Source organism: Myxococcus xanthus (assembly GCF_013116825.1).
Classification (GTDB): Bacteria; Myxococcota; Myxococcia; order Myxococcales; family Myxococcaceae; genus Myxococcus; species Myxococcus xanthus_B.
This window is the reverse complement of record NZ_JABFNS010000001.1, coordinates 86,180-102,699: the sequence shown is the minus strand read 5'-3', so window position 1 is coordinate 102,699 and position 16,520 is coordinate 86,180. Positions and strand designations below refer to the sequence as shown.

The following is a 16,520-nucleotide window of genomic DNA, read 5'->3' as shown; positions in this document are numbered from 1 at the left end:
GAGTGGCTCCTCGACATCGACTTCCCGAAGCGCGAAACTGCGCCTGCCCCCCTGTGAAACGCTCCGCGAGCGCGCTATCTCACTCCCAGTTGGACCCGATGAAGGTCCAGGCCATCTGGTGGCTGAAGGCGGAGAGCCTCCTTCCCGTCAACATCCTCGCGGAGCGGATGGGCGGCATCGCCCCACCCCGGCTGAGCCGGCTGGAGGCCGCGCAGTTCGTCCAGCGCGAGCGCTCCGTGCGGCATAACCGGCGCCTCGAGCGGGGTCTCCCCTAAAGCTGGACGCGAACCTCGCCTTCTCGCCGGCAGGCCTCGGCGACTTCCCCTGTCCAGGGCGCGTATCCCTCCGCCTCCACCTCCAGGTGAAGGCCGAACGGCCTCACGCGCCCCAACCGCCAACGTCCCCGCGCATCCGTGAGTCCCCACGCGGGAGGCAGTGAGCTCACGTCACTGGATGCGGTGACGCGCGCGCCGAACACCGGTTTGCGCCCATCCGTGACGAGCACCTCGCAATCGTTCCCCTCCACGTCCACCTGGAAGGTGACGGTGCCGTCCACCATGTCCTCGCCCACGTCCGCGGCGGTGCTGGTGTAGACCTCGTGAACAGAGAAGGACACCAGCAGCCGATAGCGCCCAGGCTCCTGGATGGACACAGCCATCCCATCCTCCTCCTGGATGTATGCGCCGGCGGAGGCCAACTCCCACTGCTTCTCGTGGTGCCACCGTTGGAGGACGAACACGGGATAGGGCTTCCGGGTCCGTGCCTCTATCTGTGCCCGCATGGCGGCATCCATGCGCAGCACGAGCCACCGGTAGGCCTTCACGCGCCACGTCACCTCTGCGTCCCGCACACCCGGTTCGGGCCTGAAATCGAAAGCCTGTTCCGTCGCGGTCACCGGACGTCTGGAAACGGGCGATGCCACCTCGACGCGGAAACGGGACGGCTCCCAGGACGGCAGCCTTGACGCGACAAAGCGCCCATCCTGCGCGAGCGGGATTTCCACGTCCCCCGGCCCCAGGAGCCTCGCGCCTTCCGGTGGACGGAACGTTCCTTCCAGCTCCACCGTCCCCCGCAGCGTCACCGCCTCACCCACGCCTTCAGGAAAGAGCGAACCCACGTCCAGCACCACCGGCTCCACACGCCCCTCGCGCAGAGGCACCTCCACCCACGCGCTTTCCCTTCCCGCCGCGCTCCGGAGTACCAACCCCACGGCGGGGTCCGTGGGCAATGGCAGCAACTCCAGCGACTTCCCCACAGGGAGCGGAAGCGCCGTACCGTCCGCGAGCGCGGAGGCGATGTCCGGCGCGACATGCCGAATCACGGGCAACAGTTCGCTCGCGCGCTCCGCGTCGCGAACATCCCGGGACACACCACGCACCACACGAAGTGAGAACGGGCCATGCTCGGGTCGCACGCCCGTGAGCCGCACCCGCACACCGGTGGGCGCCCGGGCAGGCAGCACGGCCTCCACGACGCCCGTGGTGCCCCCCTCCTCAAGCACCACGTCGCCCAGCCAGAACGTTCCATCCGCTGCCCAGGCCACCACCCGGTAGAGCGGTACCACGGGAACGAGCACCGGTCCCAACGTCCCCCCCGTCGCGGACGGCGTCACCTCCACGGGCCGCCACTCCAACACGTTGGCCAGGTCCTCCAGCCGCACAGGCCCGGCGCCCTGGCGCCCCTCGCGCTTCGACACTTCCCACACGTGCCGGTCCGCGTCGGAGATGGAGGCCTCGCCCACGCGGGCCTCTCCCTGGAAGGGCACATCCCCTTGCAGCACCACGCGCAGAACCAGTCCCTCTGAGTGCGGGGGCTCCAGCTCCACGGGCGGCGGCGGGCTCACGGGGGTTGGGGCTTCCGTGCGTACAACGGGCGCGCGCGCGGGCGTCACCGGCGCGGCGACGTCCGCGGGCCACAGCCACCACAGCACGAGCGCGGCCAACACCAGCGCGGCGCCCCCCACACCCCATGCGCGACGTTTCAAGGTCTCAATCCGTATCGCTGGCGGAATACAGCGTCAGATAGATGGGCGCGTGGTCTGACAGGCGGGTGACGAAGTCCCGCGTGTTCCCGATGTAATCGCGCCCCGCCGAGGAGAACTCTGTCACGTATTCGGGCTGCATCCAGAAGTGGTCGTAGGCATTCACGTAGCCACCACTCAGGTTGATGGTGGTGGCCACGTTCAGCTTGCATTCCACCGTGGGAGACAGCGCCACCAGGTTCGCCCAGGACGCCGCCGTGCACGCCATGTTGTGGTCCCCCACCAGGATGACGTCCTGGTCAGTGCGGCTGGCGTCCTGCACCGACTTGAACACCGCGCCAATCTGTTTCACCTCGGCGTCGCGGTCGGAGGGATTGCCCCAGACGGTGTGCCAGTTGATGAACGTGTAGTCCGCGCCCGTGGGCGTGTGTCGCACGCGGACGATTTGCGGCTCGCGCTCGAACGTGTCGCCGGTGTCCCCATACACACTGGATGACAGCAGCGACACCGTGTCCTCCCGGTACAGCACCGCGTAGATTTCCTTGTACGATGAGCGCCCGATGAGCGGCGTCTGCGCATAGCGCCACTTCACGCCGGAGACCGCGTTGAGCTCCGCCACGATGGCCGGAGCCACGCTGGCATTCATCACCTCTTGCAGGAACACCAGGTCACAGCCGTTGTTGGAATTGCTGTTCGCGCCGTACTGCCGCCAGATCTGCTCCGCGTCCTCGCGATACGTCTGCTCCGCGGTCCACCCCTCGTGACGCAGGTTCCAGCTGACGACCCGTAGGTATGAGCCCGCCTGGGCCCACGAGGGAACAGCCAGGACGACCAGCACCACCACGCGCAACAAGAAGGACGCAAATCCCATGGAGTGACCTCGGCGTGAGAGGGGCGGCCATGCGGGGCCGCCGCACGCGCGGACCGAGCGCGTGCAACGGTCCTAGTGGATGAGGTTCGTGACCGGCAACCCACTCTCCTAAAAAACAAGAAACACGAGGTCTTCAAAGACCCACTACGGCGCGACGCCCCCTCCGCGCACGTCCTCACACCACCGCTTCGCCCCTTAAACGCAACTTGATTACACATGAATCGTGGTGTCACATTGTCGCGAGCGTTCCTGGAATGGGGATCTGGCTGGGACGGCAGAGCTCCGTCCTGCCACGAAGGAGGGCGCGTCATCGTGAGCCGACTCATCTGGAGCATGGGACTCGTGGGACTGGCGCTGGCGAAGTGGCATGCCCAGGTGGAAGCCGACGTGCTGCCCGTCCAGGCCGAGCCACCTCGTTGCTTCGTGGCTGGCTGCGTCGCGCGCGTCACCATCCCGGACCGCGACTCATTCCAGGAGTCCTTCCGCCGCACCGCCGACCTGCGGCTCGGCGAGGGCACCACGCACATGCAATTGCCCCCCGAGCGCCGGGCATCGGGCGAGGTCGTGGCCGCGTGGCTCGTCCTGCGTCCCGCCACCCACTGAACACCCACCCCTGTCACCCCGCAGTACCCCTCCAAGGAGCAACCACCATGAAGCTGGAGTTCCCCTTCAAGCAGTCCCTGCTCGCCACCAGCGTGGCCGTCCTGCTCGCCGGCTGCGGCGCCCCTGTCGAGGAGGAGTCCCCCGTGGCCCCCGAGGCCGCCGCGCTAGAGAGCAACGACGACGCCCTGTTCAGCATGCTCCCCGCCTGCGAGGAGCCCGAGGAGTTGGAGCACGTCGTGGAGCACGCGTGCTACCACGCCGAATACGGCCCCTTCGACCCCATCACCGCTGCCGCCCTGGACGCGCCCGTCCTGGTGGATGTCAGCCAGGCCCACACCGCCTACCAGGTCACCCTGCCGCAGCGCTCGCCGTTCAACTACGCCGGTCGCGTCTCGTTCCTCCCGGACGAACCGGGTGAGTTCGCCTTCATCCTGTCGCGTCAGCGAGGTCTGCGCATCTTCGAGGCCGCCACCGGCACCGAGGTGGCGCAAGAGTGCCGCTACACCGTCCCCACCGAGACCTGCTCCAGCCTGAAGACGGCCTACATCGCGGACCTCGAGGCCAACACCGAGTACTACCTGGAGTTCCGCTCCATCCTCCCCTCCAACGCCGCCTTCACCCTCATCATCGAGGAGGCGGGTCACCACCACTGACCTGACCCGCGGAGCGCCTTGGAGGCCCACAGAGGGAGCGTCCTCCTCCCGCCGTGGGCCTTCGCTCGTGCGCACCTGGACACAAATGCACTTTAGTTGCATCTGAATCCAAGAGACACATATGAAGTACCTCATGCGCCCGACCCTCCGAGTCCTCTTCCTGTCCGCGTGTGCCGCGGCGGCCGTCGCCTGTGGTGGTGACGAAGCCCCCGCCCACATCGAGCCCGGCGACCCCTGCGAGCCCAACGGCCACATCCACCGGGAGCCCACAGGCGACTGGTGTCACTGCAGCAAGGGCTACGTTGCCGCCGATGATGGCCTGGCCTGCGTTCCGGACCCGAACCACGTCCCTGGCGACGGCTTCGACTTTGGTGACGACGGCGAGCACGCCTGCTGGCACGTGACGAACGGTCCCTTCGTCACCGTCAACGCCACCACCACCCGTCATCCCCGCGTGGACGACTTCCACACCTACTACACGGTGAAGCTCCTCCCCGAGAACGGCCAGTACGTGGGGACGTTCAGCTACAAGGCCTTCGCCACCGGCAACTTCGTCGTCTACCTGAGCAGCCCGGACGTGCCCGTCACCCTCACCGAGACGGCCATCAGCACCACCGTGTCCCAGGCCGGCGCCCAGGCCACCGGCGGCTTCTGCGACGAACTGAAGCACATGGTCGGCTACGAACTGACGGACCGCATCCAGTACACGCTCCAACTCGGCCCCACGTCGCTGCCCGAACTCCACATGGTCATCGAGCATGCGCAGTAACGCATCCGGGACGAACCGACCTCCCGCGTTATTGCAATTAAGTTGCGTTTGCATCATGACTGGGGACTGCCGGCGCTCGCGGATTTCGGCGCCTGGCTCACGAAAGGAAGCCTCATCATGAAGCTGACCCAGCGGACCCTTTGCAGTGCACTCCTCGGCCTGGCGCTGACCGCCTGCGGCCCCATGGACGACACAGGGCGGGACTTCACGTCGGAGCAGGAGCATCCCCTGGAGGCCACCTGCGCCAGCGTGGACAACACGGCCATGACGACGCACGCGTGCGCCCATGCGTCCAACCCTGGCGACAACGTGAACGTGAATGGCGTCACGGGGGCGCCCGACATCAGCCCCCAACACAAGCACTACACCGTGACGCTGTCCGGCACCGGCACGGGCAAGGTGACGTACATCCCCGTGACCAGGGCCTCGGCGGGCTCCACCGTGGAGTCCGTCGCGTTCTACGCCACGCAGGACGTCACCATCACCGCCGTGGACAAGAGCGTCACGCCCAACGTCACCCTGACCGCGCTGGTCAGCACCAACGGCATCACCGAGGGCACCTGCACGCTGCACCACGCACGGGTGTTCGACCTCACGGTCGGCCACACCTACGAGCTGAACATCACCGCGCCCACCAGCTCGGTCGGCATGGTGCCCGAGTACCTGCATGACAACCGCGGCCGCTACTACCGGGACGCGGACGGAGATGGCTACGGCGCCAACAGCCCGCTCTACCGCTTCGCGTGTGAGGCGCCCGCGGGCTACGTCACCCAACGCTTCGACTGCGACGACACCAACCCCGCCATCTTCAACTGCTAGCCCGTCACCCACGGGGTGACCTGGGCATCACCGCAGCCCCTCCACCGGGGCGCCCCGCTCACCTCGGGGGGCGCCCCGGCCCTTCTCCCCTCCCTCCAAGGCCCTCCGATGCGAACCGCAGCCACCTCCACCTTGCTCGCCACGTGCGCCCTGCTGGCTCTGGCCGGCTGTGACACTGACGACCCCGTCCCTCCGACGCCGGACGCGGGCACCCGCCCGGATGCGGGGAGCGAACCCGATGCGGGCAGGCAGCCCGATGCAGGAACACAGCCCGACGCGGGTCCGGTCCAGGGCCCCGCGGTCATCGGCTCCACGCCCTCGGAGGGAGAGACGAACGTCCTGCCCGTGGAGCTGTTCAAGGCGGATGCGACGACCACCGGGGTGCGCAAGCTCGTCACGCTCACCTTCGACACGCCCATGGACACCACGGCGGCGGATGTCACGCTCGTCGACCGGACGACGCCGGCCAATGCCCCTCGCACGCTGACGGGCACCTGGTCCGAGGACGACCTGACGCTCTCGGTCGCCATCCCCCGGCCCGAATCCGACCTGCCGCCGCTGGAGGAGGAGACGGCGTACACCCTGGAGCTCGGCGCGCTGCGCGGCGCGGGGGGCCGCGCGGTGGACACGTCGCATGCGGGGCTCGGTGATGGGCGGCTGGACTTCACCACCGGCCGGCGTGACGGCACCGCCGAACACGCCTGCGCCCACGCACTGCTGGAGAGCCCGGTGCCCGTCACCGCGAGCGCCTCCCCCACCATCTACCCCGCGACGGATACCTCCCACGAGCTCTACGGCCTGACGCTCCCCGCCAGCGGCACGTCGTTCCTGGGCTACACGGAAGTCGTGTCGGGAGAGCGCCGGGACGAGCCCGTCGTCCTGTACCTCAACCACGCCATCCCGGTGGCGGTGCATGACATGACGGAAGGCGAGGACGCTGTCGCCTCCGCGCTGGAGCCCGCCCGGCCCGTCTGCCTGCCCGCCATCACCCACACGCTGAAGTTCACCGCGCCCGGCGGCGACCGCTTCCTCCGGCTCACCTTCGGCCCGACGGAGCGGGAGACGTTCACCTTCGTCTTCGAACGCTACTGAGTCAGCGCTCGGTGGCGGGGTGCAGCGCCGAGCCCCGCCCCGCGCGCAGCAGGTGCAGCGCGATCCCCACGCCCATGACACTCACCGCCGCCACGTAGTGCGCGGGCGCATGGGGCGACGCCTTCATCAGCAAGGTGACGACCAACGGGGTGAGCCCGCCGAAGAGGGCGTAGGCCATGTTGTATGAGAAGGAGAGCCCCGAGAAGCGCACCGGAGCGGGGAAGGCGCGCACGATGGCGGTGGGGACCACGCCCACCACGCCGACGCAGAAGCCCGCCAGCGCGGACAGCGGCACCAGCGCCTCCGGCGATGACGCCGCGCCCAGGTACAGCGCATACGTCGCCGAGAGCATCAACGCGCACCCCAGCCCCAGCGACGGCCCCACGCCCACCCGGTCCGCGAGCAGGCCATACGCCACGCAGCCGAACGTGAGGCTCAGCGTGGCCACGCTGCTGGCGACCAGCGCTTGCGTGGCGGTGATTGCGTGCAGGGTCTGCATCAACGTGGGCGTCATCAGGATGACCACGACGATGCCGGCGGTGAGCACCCAGGTGAGCAGCATGGACATCACCACGGTGCCACCGTGGCCTCGCAGCACGGCCTTGAGCGGCAGCTCCCGCACCAGCGCCTTGCGCCGCCGCAGCTCCTCGAAGACGGGCGTCTCCGCCAGCCACCGGCGGAGGAACACCGCCAGGAAGCCGAACACGCCGCCGATGACGAAGGGCGCTCGCCAGCCGTAGGCATTCACCTGCTCGGGGCCCAGCAGCGAGTTCACCGCCGTGGCCACCAGCGAGCCCAGCAGGATTCCGAACGTGAGGCCCGCGGTGAGCGTTCCGCACGCCAGCCCCACCCTGCGCGTGGGCACGTGCTCCGACACGAAGACCCAGGCCCCCGGGACTTCACCGCCCACCGCCGCGCCCTGTACCGCGCGGAGCAGGAGCAGCGCCAGGGGCGCCGCGTAGCCCGCGGTCTCATAGGTGGGCAGCAGGCCAATCAGCAGCGTGGGCACCGACATCATGAACACGCTCAACGTGAACATGCGCTTGCGGCCCGCCCGGTCTCCGAAGTGGGCCATCACGATGCCGCCCAGCGGGCGCGCCAGATAGCCCGCGGCGAACAGTCCGAAGGCCTGCAGCTGTCGCAGCCACTCCGGCGTATCGGGCGGGAAGAAGAGCTCGCCGATGACCTTGGTGAAGAAGACGAAGATGATGAAGTCGTAGAACTCCAGCGCGCCACCCAGCGCCGCCAACGTGAGCGTCCGGGCGTCTTCACGGGTCAATGGCCGCTGCGGGAGGTCCTGCGAGGGTGGGAGGGAGGACATGGCGGGTCGGCGTTCGATGAAACCATGGACCGCGCCGCAGCGCTCACTCCGCCCGCTTGCGGCGCCGTGACACGATGCGGCTCAAGGCCACCTCCGTGATGCCCAGGTAGGCCGCGACGTCCCGCTGAGGGACACGCCCGTGCAGGTGGGGATGCTCCTGCCAGAAGCGCTCCAGGCGCTCCTCCGCGGACAGGTCGAGGAACTCCTGCTCGCGACGCTCCTTCAGGAGGTAGTGACGCTCCGCCACTCGCCGGGCGAGCTGGGCCCAGCAGGGGTGGCCGGTCTCCAGCGATTGGAGGTCATTCGCCTGGAAGGCCAGCACGCGGCCCGGCTCCAGCGCCTCGATGGCCGTCATGGAGGGTTGGCCCTGCAACATCTCCGCGTAGGCGCCAATGAACTCACCCTCGGCACGGAAGGCCTTGATGGACTCCTCGCCCCGAGCGGAGACGCGCACCGCGCGGAAGACGCCCTGGAGCACCAGCCCGAAGCGGTCCGCGGCGTCGCCCGGCCGCAGGAAGAGCGCCCGCTTGTCCAGCGCCTGCTCCCGCGCCAACGTCTCCGCCTTCAGCCATTCGCTGGCGGGAAGCGGCGCGAGCGCGGTGATGTGCTCGAAGAGCTTCGGGTATCTCAAGCGGAAGGCACCTGGGCTTAACCCAGGTTAAGGCGGCCTTCCTCCGGGCGCCATACACCGGCGGCATGAGCATCAACGTCTACGCCGTGGCCACGCCCTTCGTCATCGTCCTGGCGCTGGGAGAATTCGCCTACTGCGTCATCCGGCGCAACGGGTACTACGCCTTCCAGGACTCCATCGCGAGCATGGGCACCGCGGTGCTCAACCAGTGCGTCAACGTGGCGGTGGCGCTGCTGGTGCTCCCGCTCTTCATCCAACTGGGGCAGTTCGCGCCCTGGCAGCTGGGTGCGTCCTCGCCGCTGGAGCTGGTGGCGCTCTTCCTGGGCGTGGACTTCCTCTTCTACTGGTTCCATCGCTTCGGGCACCGCACCAACATCGGCTGGGCCGCCCATTCACCGCACCACTCCACCGAGGAACTCAACTACGCGGTGGCCCTGCGCGCGAGCGTGACGCAGCGCCTCTTCTCGTTCCTCTTCTACTGGCCGCTGGTGCTGGTGGGCTTCCCGCCCGAGGCCGTGCTGGCCATGGTGGCCTTCCACCTGGTGCTCCAGTTCATCCCCCACACGCGCGTCATCCCGAAGATGCCCCGGTGGATTGAGTCCTGGCTCAACACGCCGTCGCACCACCGCGTCCACCACGCACGCAACGACATCTACATCGACAAGAACTACGCGGGCTTCCTCATCATCTGGGACAAGCTGTTCGGCACCTTCGAGGAGGAAAAGGAGGCGTGCTCCTACGGCCTCACCTCCCCGCCCAACACCTGGGACCCCACCGTCATCAACTTCCAGGCATGGGCGAAGCTGGTCAGCGACGCGGTGGCCACCAGGAGCCACTGGGACCGGCTGCGCATCTGGGTGATGCCCACCGGATGGCGGCCCGCGGACCTGCCGCCGCGCCCCTCCGTCGGCTGGCAAAAGGACGGCGTGGAGTTGAAGTTCCAGTCCACCGAGTTGCCCGGCGTCCGCGGCTACCTCGTGTTCCAGTTGCTGGCGGCGATGCCCTTCATGCTGCTGGTGAGCCACCACGCCTCGCCGCTGTCCGGCTGGCAGAAGCTGGTGCTCAGCCTGCTCTTCTGGGCCATGGCCACCGCGTGGAGCGGGATGCTGGAGTCACGGCGCTGGAGCCTGCCGCTGGAGCTGGGGCGGGTGCTCGGCATGGGGGCGGCGGTGACGTGGTGGCTGATGCACGCCTCCGCGCCGCAGAGCTGGACCGCGCTGTGCGCGGCGTGGCTGGGCGTGTCGCTCGTCTGGCTGGGGGTGGTGCGCGGCGCCAGCCAGGGCGCCACGCCCGTGCCGCAGGGCTCGCGCTGAACGCGCGTCAGGCGGGCTCCCACGTCCCGGCGAAGGCCGTGTAGCGGCGCACGTTGAGCGTCAGCGCCCGGTACACCTGCGTGTCGGGCGTCAGGTCCACCACCTCGCCGCCCTCGGGCACCGTCACGCGGTCGAAGTGCGCGCCCTCGAACCAGCGGTGCGGCTGCACCTCCACGACGAAGCGGCCGCCCTCGTCGAGCTCCGCCGCGATGGGCACGAAGTCCACGCGTTGCAGCTCGACGGGCGGCGGGAAGTCCAGGGCCACCCGGAACGGAACGTGCGTCTCCTCCCGGGAGGCGGTTCCTTCCAGAATCATCGACCGGCCTCCCAGCGCCGCCCCTTCCGCGCCCAGGGCCCGGGACGGCGGCTGGAGCAGCAACGAGAAGGAGCGCGCCAGCCCGGCGATGCCCGGCGAGCGCCCCAGCTCCCGCACCTCGCCCGCCTCCTCCAGCAGGTCGAACACCACCTCGCGGTCCCACTCGCCCAGCACCGTTCCGCCGGAGAAGAAGTGCCCGTCGTGGGCGTGCGCGGTGGGCAGCAACCACTGTCCCAGCCGTCGCAGGACGCGCGGCGACAAGGCCGTGGGCTCCAGCGGCGAGGCATTCTCGAAGATGTAGATGGGGCCCAGCACCATCACCCCGGACGAAAGGCGGATGCGCCAGCCCGTGTCGGTGGTGAACTCGCCGAGCGATTCCTCCCCGGGTGCCTTCGCGGTGCGCAGGCCCATGCGGAAGGTGACGCCGCGGCCTCCCGTGCCGGAGAGGCCACACGCGGACGCGCCTCCCGCGAGCGCGGTGCCCAACATCCACGTGAAGGCGCGGCGGGTGGTGTGCAGCGGGGACGTCATGGCGAGTCCTCCTGGAGGTCCAGGTGCAGGGTGAGCGTGCCCATGAAGGTGCGGGGCGCGCCCGTGGTGAAGTGACGGGTGGCCATCAGTGACGGGGGCGCATCCGGACCGCGGAAGTTGGACACGTAGTTGAACTCCGACTCGCGCCAGCGCGTGTCGAGCAGGTTCTCCACCGACAGGCCCAACTCCACCGCCTTCCACCGGGCCCGCGTGCCCACGTCGAACAGGAAGATGGGCGCGCTGTAGCGGCCCAGCGGCAGGGGCCGGGGGCCAATGGCGCTGTGTCCCAGGGCCACGTTCCAGTCCACCTGCTGACCCGCGACGCGGGTGGTGCCTCGCAGCGACGCATCCACGCGGCCCAGCAGCTCCGGGATGTAGGGCATCACCGTCCCATCCCACAGCTTCCATGCCGAGCCCCCGGGCACCGGCAGCGTGGCGCGCGCCCAGGCCAACGAGGCCTGGATGTCCACCCGGTCCTGCAACGTCCCGCGCGCGCTGATGAAGGCGCCCAGCCGCTGTGATGCGCCCACGGGCTGATTGCGGCCCACCGTCTCGTCGAACACGAAGTCCTGCGACACGCGCGTGGCGAAGAAGGCGCCGCGTGCCTCCAGCGCCAGCGGCCCGTCCAGCCGCCAGCCCAGTCCCGTCTCGCCCGAGGCCACGCGGGCGTAGGGCGCCAGCTCGGCGTCGGACAGCGCGGCGGCGTCGCTGGAGCGCGCGCCCAGGCCCGCGCTGGTGAGCCAGGTGAGGCGGGGCGTCAGGCGAATCTCGGCGGAGGCGCGCGGGCTGGCGAAGAAGCCGTAGGCCTCCAGGGACTCGTCGGGGAGGCGGGGACCCTCGCGGTCCCCGGTGGGCCGGTTGTGGTCGTCCACACCGAAGAGGAAGGTGTCCAGGCGCACGCCGCCGCGCAGGGTGAGCCACGACACGGGGGCGGCTCGCAACGCGGCGTAGGCGCCGAGGTTCGTGGTGCGGACCTGGTTGTCGAAGACGGTAGCGTAGGGCACACCGCCGCTGTCCCTCAGCCGGCGCGAGCGCGTGCGCACGTCGTCGTAGCGGGCCACATAGCCGAGCTCCAGTGGCTGCGCCTGTCCCAACAGCGTCAGTCCCGGGGTGTAGCGGCCTCGCAGGCCCATGGTGGAGCCGCGGTAGTACCCTTCCGCGTTGTCACCGCGCTGGCGCGCTCCATCCGGCGGGGGGGTGTCCAGCAGGAAGCCCGTGAAGTTGTCACGGATGCGCGTCTGCCGCAGGACGACATAGCCCTGCTGGATGAAGCGCCCGCCGCGCTTCAGCCGTGACTGGAGCTCAGCGGAGAGGATGTGACGCTGCCCCGCGCCGCCCTGGTTGGGGCCGTAGGAGCAGAAGAACTGCGAGTCCGCATCCGGAGCGCACGGCATCCGGGAGTCCACCACGTCCGTCTCCCGCACCACGCCCGGCGATGCGAAGCGCGAGCCATAGCTGGTGCCGAACAGGCGCAGCCGGGACGCGTCACCGACGCGCAGCTCCACCTGCGCCATGACGCCCGCGTTGGCGTAGGAGCGGTTGGGGCCGAAGCCATGGCCCTGACGCAGCAGCAGTCCCACGAAGGTGGCTTCACTGGCCTCCGGCGGCCCCCAGAGCAGGGACAGCCGCCGCGCGGCGTAGCTGCCCGTGGAGAGGGACGCGGTGAGGCCGCGCCGCGCCAGCCCGAGCTGGTACTCCACCGTGCCCGCCACGCCGAAGTCGCCTTGGGATGGGTCATAGGGTCCCTCGGTGACGCGAAGGGACTCCACCAGCTCCGGGATGATGAAGTACGTGTCCGCGTAGCCGTGGCCGTGCGCGTGGGACACCTCGTTGAGCGGTACGCCGTTGAGGCGCAGCTCCACGTCCTTGCCCTCTCCCGCGTCAAAGCCTCGGATGTAGATGCTCTCCGCGTGGCCCTCGCCGCCGTGGTTGGCCAGCATGACGCCGGGCGCCAGCAACATCAGGTCCGACGCGGAGCGGCGCGGCACGTCCGCGAGCTGTCCTACCGGAATGTGGAAGTCGCCCACGGCGACCGGCGGCGGTGCCTGCGAGGCGCCACGGACCGTGGTGGAGAAGGATGGTGGCTGCGGCGCCACGGGCTCGACGGGGTGGACCTGTACCGGCGGCTCGAAGGTGACGGGCACATCCACCCGCACGTCGATGGCCTCCTCGCCGCGCCGTGCCGGCTGGAACCGCCAGCGCAGCGCGGCACTCATCGCGGCGCGATCAAACGCCACGCCAGCGGACTGCCGCACCTCCACCTGGGACACCTCGCCCATGCGGTCGATGGTGAGCCGCAGCAGGACGGTGACGGGCACCTCGGGCGGAGGCACCTCCGTGGGCAGCACGGGCCCAGGCGCATCCAGCGGAACGGGTGGAGTCACAGGCAACTCGCCCGTGGCGCTCAGCACGCAGAGCACCAGAGTCGGAATCCACACGGGTGATGACCTCACGAGTTTCCGGAGCGACCCGCCCTGGGGCGGAAGTCATGCATCCGGGTTGCATCCACACCCCAGATACACCACACCCCGATTGACTCGCAACCATGTTGCAATTAACCATCTATTGCATGAGCGCGAAGCGACGGCAGTCCCGGAAGTGGTGGTGTGCGGCCCTGATGGTGTGGGGCCTGGCGGGCACGGCCTGTGACAACGTGGCCACGGGCGACGTCCAGGTCACGATGAGTGGGGGTGATGGCACGCAGCGTGGACTCCCGGACACGCTCTTCCAGGATGGCTGGTCCATCCAGTTCACCCGCTACCTGGTGTCGCTGGGCGACGTCACCCTCACCTCCGCGGCTGGCGAAACCCACAGCAGCAGCCGCCACGTGCTGGTGGACATCCAGAAGGGCGACATCCCCCTGGTGGAACTGACGGGCGTTCCGGCGGGCCGCTGGGACGTGGGCTTCCGGGTGAGCCCGCCCGAAGCGCGCACCGAGCGGGTGGACGGACAGGTCTCCGCGGAGGACCTCGCGATGATGCGCGAGCGCGGCTTCAGCTACTTCGTGGAAGGCCACGCGACGAAGCAGAACGAGCCCGTGCTGCGCTTCCGCATGGGCTTCCCCGTCAATGCGCTGATGAACAACTGCATCAACGGCGCGGACGGCACGCAGGGCATCATCGTCCCCGAGGGCTCCGTGGCCCGGCCCGAGATCACCATCCACGCCGAGCACATGTTCTACGACCGGCTGGGCACGCACCGGGGCGTGCAGTTGCGCTTCGAGGCCATCGCCGCCACCGCGGGCGAGGACCACGTCATCACCCCCGGGGGGCTCGCCACGCAGGAGCTCACCGACCTCCGGGGCCGCGACGGCAACGAGCTGCGCGATGCCCAGGGCCAGCCCGTCATCTACCAGCCCGGCGCGTTCGACGTGCGCACGCTCCAGGAGTTCATCACCCAGAGCGTGGTGGATCAGGCCCACCTCAACGGCGGCGGCGTCTGCACCGTGGTGAAGTGACGGCGCGTCACGCCGTCATGGGCGCGGGAGAGGTCCCCGCGCCGCTCGCACCGCCGGCGGGCAACCGTACGTCCGCCCGCCGGGGCAGACAGAGCCGGAAGGTGGTGCCCTCGGCTTCCGAGGAACGGACCGTCAGCCGCCCCCCGTGCGCCTCCACGACGGCCCGGGCGATGTAGAGCCCCAGGCCCAGGCTGGTGCGGGCCCGCTCCCGCGAGTCCTCGCCCCGCTGGAAGGGCTCGAACAGGTGCGGCAGCAGCGAGGGAGGAATGGGCGCACCCTCGTTGTGGACCTCCAGGAAGACGGCGTCCGGCTTCTCCCAGGTGGCAAGGCAGACGGCGGACGGCTCCGGGCTGTACTTCAAGGCGTTGTCCAACAGGTTGGCCACCACCTGCCCCATGCGCTCCAGGTCCCAGACGCCGTGCAGGCTGTCGCGTGAGAAGTCGCACCGGATGATGCGGCCCGGCCGGGCCACCTGCAGTTCGTCCACCACCTCGCGGCACAGCTCGTTGAGGTCGCCCGCCCGAGGGATGACGGGGATGCCGCCCCCCAGCCGCGAGCGGGTGAAGTCCGTGAGCAGGTCCACGATGTGCTGGATGCGCTCGCCGCTGCGCGCCACCCGCTCGAACGCCTTCTGCTGCGCCGGCTCCAACGCGCCAATGGCGAGCTGACTCTTCGCCGTCGTCAGCACGACGGAGAGGGGCGTGCGGATGTCGTGGCCGACGATGCCCATGAGCTGCTGCTCCAGTTCGGAGGCCCGCTGCGCCGCTTCCTCGGACCGGCGCCGCTCCGCGAGCTCCACCGCCTGCCGCTTCACCTGCTCGCCGCGCAGGTGCAGCGCCACGAAGACCTGCACCTTGGCGCGCAGGATGTCCGGGTCCACGGGCTTGAGCAGGTAGTCCACCGCCCCCTGGGCATAGCCCCGGGTGACGAAGGCCGCCTCGCGGCTCAACGCGGTGATGAAGAGGATGGGCAGGTAGCGCGTGCGCTCACGCGCCCGGATGAGATTCGCCGTCTCCAGCCCATTCAGCCCTGGCATCTGCACGTCCATGAGGATGCAGGCGAACTCTCCTCGCAGCAGCTCGCGCAGCGCCTCCTCGCCGGAGCGGGCCAGCACCAGCTCCTGGCCAAGCGGCTCCAGGATGGCCTCCAGGGACAGCAGGTTGGCGGGCGTATCGTCGACTAGGAGGATGCGCGCGCGCGGCGTGTCCTCACCCGGCGGGTCTCGAATTACGGAATGCGGCATCGAATCCAGGTGTGAGGTGGGAATACGCGGCCCCGCCAGCCGCCCCATCCGGGCACGACCGATGCGAGCCACGCTCCGACAACACACCCCGGAGCCCTCACGTTCCAGCCCCCAGGTGCACGAGCCCTGAAACACAGCGGGTGGCCGGCGGCGAACATGCCACCGGCCCCCACCCGGCACCTGGTAGCAGCCGTCAGGCCTGCGGCTCACCGCGCTTGGCGGCGACTTCCTTGCGGACCTGCTCCATGTCCAGGGCCTTCACCTGCTTGAGCAGGTCCTCCAGCGCGGCGGCTGGCAACGCTCCGGGCTGCTCGAACAGGAGAATCCCGTCACGAAACACCATGAGCGTGGGAATGGAGCGAATCTCGAACGCCCCGGACAGCTCCTGCTGGGCATCCGTATCAATCTTCCCAAAGACGATGTCCGGATGTTTGTTCGAGGTCTGCTCGAAGATGGGTGCGAAGGCACGGCAGGGGCCGCACCACGACGCCCACCAGTCCAGGATGACGATGCCCTGCTTGGACACCGTCTCCTTGAAATTGTCCTTGGTGATTTCGACCGCCGCCATCAGGTCCTCGCTTTCAACGAACGTCCAGGAGCTCCACCTCGAACAGCAGGGTGGAGTTGGGGGGAATAACGGGCGGGAACCCTCGCGCGCCATATCCCATCTCTGGCGGGATGGTGAGCTTGCGCACGCCGCCCACCTTCATGCCGGCCACGCCCTTGTCCCAGCCCTCGATGACCTGCCCGGCGCCCAGGCGGAACGTGAAGCCCTGGCCCCGGTCCCGGCTGCTATCGAACTTGGAGCCGCTGGTCAGCGTCCCCACGTAGTGCACGGTAACGGACTTGCCGGCCGTTGCCTCCGTGCCGGTGCCCACCTTCACGTCTTCCACATTCAAACCCATCCAACGCTCCTCTGA

At 69.2% G+C, this 16,520-nt stretch carries 17 protein-coding genes; 8 read left to right on the top strand and 9 right to left on the bottom strand.

The window, feature by feature from the left end:
* Window positions 1–53 precede the first annotated feature (53 nt).
* Window positions 54–275, top strand: coding sequence for a hypothetical protein (locus HNV26_RS00480; RefSeq protein ID WP_253816024.1), 222 nt, complete (start codon window positions 54–56; stop codon window positions 273–275).
* On the opposite strand, the gene HNV26_RS00475 is transcribed toward HNV26_RS00480, so the two are convergent.
* Entirely contained in the window at window positions 272–1,984 is a 1,713-nt protein-coding gene (locus tag HNV26_RS00475; RefSeq protein WP_171441078.1) for a carboxypeptidase regulatory-like domain-containing protein, read from the bottom strand. The genes HNV26_RS00480 and HNV26_RS00475 overlap by 4 nt on opposite strands.
* Before the next feature lie 4 nt (window positions 1,985–1,988).
* Window positions 1,989–2,852 (bottom strand): exonuclease/endonuclease/phosphatase family protein, encoded by an 864-nt coding sequence (locus tag HNV26_RS00470; RefSeq protein WP_171441077.1) that lies wholly within the window; start codon window positions 2,850–2,852, stop codon window positions 1,989–1,991.
* 312 nt (window positions 2,853–3,164) lie between these two features.
* Between HNV26_RS00470 and HNV26_RS00465 the strand changes: the two genes are divergently transcribed.
* The 5 genes from HNV26_RS00465 to HNV26_RS00445 all read left to right on the top strand — a co-directional run bounded on the left by HNV26_RS00465 (window position 3,165) and on the right by HNV26_RS00445 (window position 6,788).
* Entirely contained in the window at window positions 3,165–3,455 is a 291-nt protein-coding gene (locus HNV26_RS00465) for a hypothetical protein (RefSeq protein WP_253816022.1), read from the top strand.
* 47 nt (window positions 3,456–3,502) lie between these two features.
* A complete protein-coding gene (locus HNV26_RS00460; RefSeq protein ID WP_253816021.1) occupies window positions 3,503–4,108 on the top strand; it encodes a hypothetical protein in 606 nt (201 codons plus the stop codon).
* Between the two features lie 133 nt (window positions 4,109–4,241).
* Entirely contained in the window at window positions 4,242–4,877 is a 636-nt protein-coding gene (locus tag HNV26_RS00455) for a hypothetical protein (RefSeq protein ID WP_253816018.1), read from the top strand.
* Between the two features lie 117 nt (window positions 4,878–4,994).
* The gene (locus HNV26_RS00450) at window positions 4,995–5,696 is read left to right on the top strand and encodes a hypothetical protein (RefSeq protein ID WP_253816016.1); all 702 of its coding nucleotides are present in this window, start codon (window positions 4,995–4,997) and stop codon (window positions 5,694–5,696) included.
* Window positions 5,697–5,804: 108 nt separating this feature from the next.
* Entirely contained in the window at window positions 5,805–6,788 is a 984-nt protein-coding gene (locus tag HNV26_RS00445) for an Ig-like domain-containing domain (RefSeq protein WP_216611668.1), read from the top strand.
* Window position 6,789: 1 nt separating this feature from the next.
* Here the strand turns inward: HNV26_RS00445 and HNV26_RS00440 are convergent, their stop codons facing one another.
* Together HNV26_RS00440 and HNV26_RS00435 are read right to left on the bottom strand one after the other, a co-directional pair.
* The gene (locus tag HNV26_RS00440; RefSeq protein ID WP_171440344.1) at window positions 6,790–8,109 is read right to left on the bottom strand and encodes an MFS transporter; all 1,320 of its coding nucleotides are present in this window, start codon (window positions 8,107–8,109) and stop codon (window positions 6,790–6,792) included.
* Window positions 8,110–8,152: 43 nt separating this feature from the next.
* Complete coding sequence (locus HNV26_RS00435) at window positions 8,153–8,740, bottom strand: Crp/Fnr family transcriptional regulator (RefSeq protein ID WP_171440343.1); 588 nt, start codon at window positions 8,738–8,740, stop codon at window positions 8,153–8,155.
* Window positions 8,741–8,805: 65 nt separating this feature from the next.
* Here HNV26_RS00435 and HNV26_RS00430 point away from each other — a divergent pair, with 65 nt between their 5' ends.
* Window positions 8,806–10,053, top strand: a complete 1,248-nt coding sequence (locus HNV26_RS00430; protein ID WP_171440342.1) for a sterol desaturase family protein — start codon at window positions 8,806–8,808, stop codon at window positions 10,051–10,053.
* A gap of 7 nt (window positions 10,054–10,060) precedes the next feature.
* Here HNV26_RS00430 and HNV26_RS00425 read toward each other — a convergent pair whose 3' ends face one another.
* On the bottom strand, window positions 10,061–10,900 hold the full coding sequence (locus tag HNV26_RS00425; RefSeq protein ID WP_171440341.1) for a hypothetical protein: 840 nt from the start codon (window positions 10,898–10,900) through the stop codon (window positions 10,061–10,063).
* Window positions 10,897–13,353 (bottom strand): TonB family protein, encoded by a 2,457-nt coding sequence (locus HNV26_RS00420; RefSeq protein ID WP_171440340.1) that lies wholly within the window; start codon window positions 13,351–13,353, stop codon window positions 10,897–10,899. Before HNV26_RS00420 ends, HNV26_RS00425 begins: the two co-directional genes overlap by 4 nt.
* 116 nt (window positions 13,354–13,469) lie before the next feature.
* Between HNV26_RS00420 and HNV26_RS00415 the strand changes: the two genes are divergently transcribed.
* Entirely contained in the window at window positions 13,470–14,357 is an 888-nt protein-coding gene (locus HNV26_RS00415; RefSeq protein ID WP_436410023.1) for a hypothetical protein, read from the top strand.
* A 7-nt stretch (window positions 14,358–14,364) separates the two neighbouring features.
* Here the strand turns inward: HNV26_RS00415 and HNV26_RS00410 are convergent, their stop codons facing one another.
* From HNV26_RS00410 to HNV26_RS00400, 3 genes are all read right to left on the bottom strand, one after another.
* Window positions 14,365–15,600: a hybrid sensor histidine kinase/response regulator gene (locus HNV26_RS00410; RefSeq protein WP_171440338.1), complete on the bottom strand. Its 1,236-nt coding sequence runs from the start codon at window positions 15,598–15,600 to the stop codon at window positions 14,365–14,367.
* A gap of 193 nt (window positions 15,601–15,793) precedes the next feature.
* Window positions 15,794–16,168, bottom strand: a complete 375-nt coding sequence (gene trxA, locus HNV26_RS00405; protein WP_171440337.1) for a thioredoxin — start codon at window positions 16,166–16,168, stop codon at window positions 15,794–15,796.
* Between the two features lie 13 nt (window positions 16,169–16,181).
* On the bottom strand, window positions 16,182–16,505 hold the full coding sequence (locus tag HNV26_RS00400) for an FKBP-type peptidyl-prolyl cis-trans isomerase (RefSeq protein ID WP_011556774.1): 324 nt from the start codon (window positions 16,503–16,505) through the stop codon (window positions 16,182–16,184).
* Between the last annotated feature and the right edge of the window lie 15 nt (window positions 16,506–16,520).

Excerpts from the sequence above, each read along its gene's own strand:
- HNV26_RS00470 (WP_171441077.1), bottom strand. The coding sequence starts at position 2,852 with ATGGGATTTGCGTCCTTCTTGTTGCGCGTGGTGGTGCTGGTCGTCCTG.
- HNV26_RS00460 (WP_253816021.1), top strand. The coding sequence starts at position 3,503 with ATGAAGCTGGAGTTCCCCTTCAAGCAGTCCCTGCTCGCCACCAGCGTG.
- HNV26_RS00455 (WP_253816018.1), top strand. The coding sequence starts at position 4,242 with ATGCGCCCGACCCTCCGAGTCCTCTTCCTGTCCGCGTGTGCCGCGGCG.
- HNV26_RS00450 (WP_253816016.1), top strand. The coding sequence starts at position 4,995 with ATGAAGCTGACCCAGCGGACCCTTTGCAGTGCACTCCTCGGCCTGGCG.
- HNV26_RS00445 (WP_216611668.1), top strand. The coding sequence starts at position 5,805 with ATGCGAACCGCAGCCACCTCCACCTTGCTCGCCACGTGCGCCCTGCTG.
- HNV26_RS00440 (WP_171440344.1), bottom strand. The coding sequence starts at position 8,109 with ATGTCCTCCCTCCCACCCTCGCAGGACCTCCCGCAGCGGCCATTGACC.
- HNV26_RS00430 (WP_171440342.1), top strand. The coding sequence starts at position 8,806 with ATGAGCATCAACGTCTACGCCGTGGCCACGCCCTTCGTCATCGTCCTG.
- HNV26_RS00425 (WP_171440341.1), bottom strand. The coding sequence starts at position 10,900 with ATGACGTCCCCGCTGCACACCACCCGCCGCGCCTTCACGTGGATGTTG.
- HNV26_RS00415 (WP_436410023.1), top strand. The coding sequence starts at position 13,470 with ATGAGCGCGAAGCGACGGCAGTCCCGGAAGTGGTGGTGTGCGGCCCTG.
- HNV26_RS00410 (WP_171440338.1), bottom strand. The coding sequence starts at position 15,600 with ATGCCGCATTCCGTAATTCGAGACCCGCCGGGTGAGGACACGCCGCGC.
- trxA (WP_171440337.1), bottom strand. The coding sequence starts at position 16,168 with ATGGCGGCGGTCGAAATCACCAAGGACAATTTCAAGGAGACGGTGTCC.
- HNV26_RS00400 (WP_011556774.1), bottom strand. The coding sequence starts at position 16,505 with ATGGGTTTGAATGTGGAAGACGTGAAGGTGGGCACCGGCACGGAGGCA.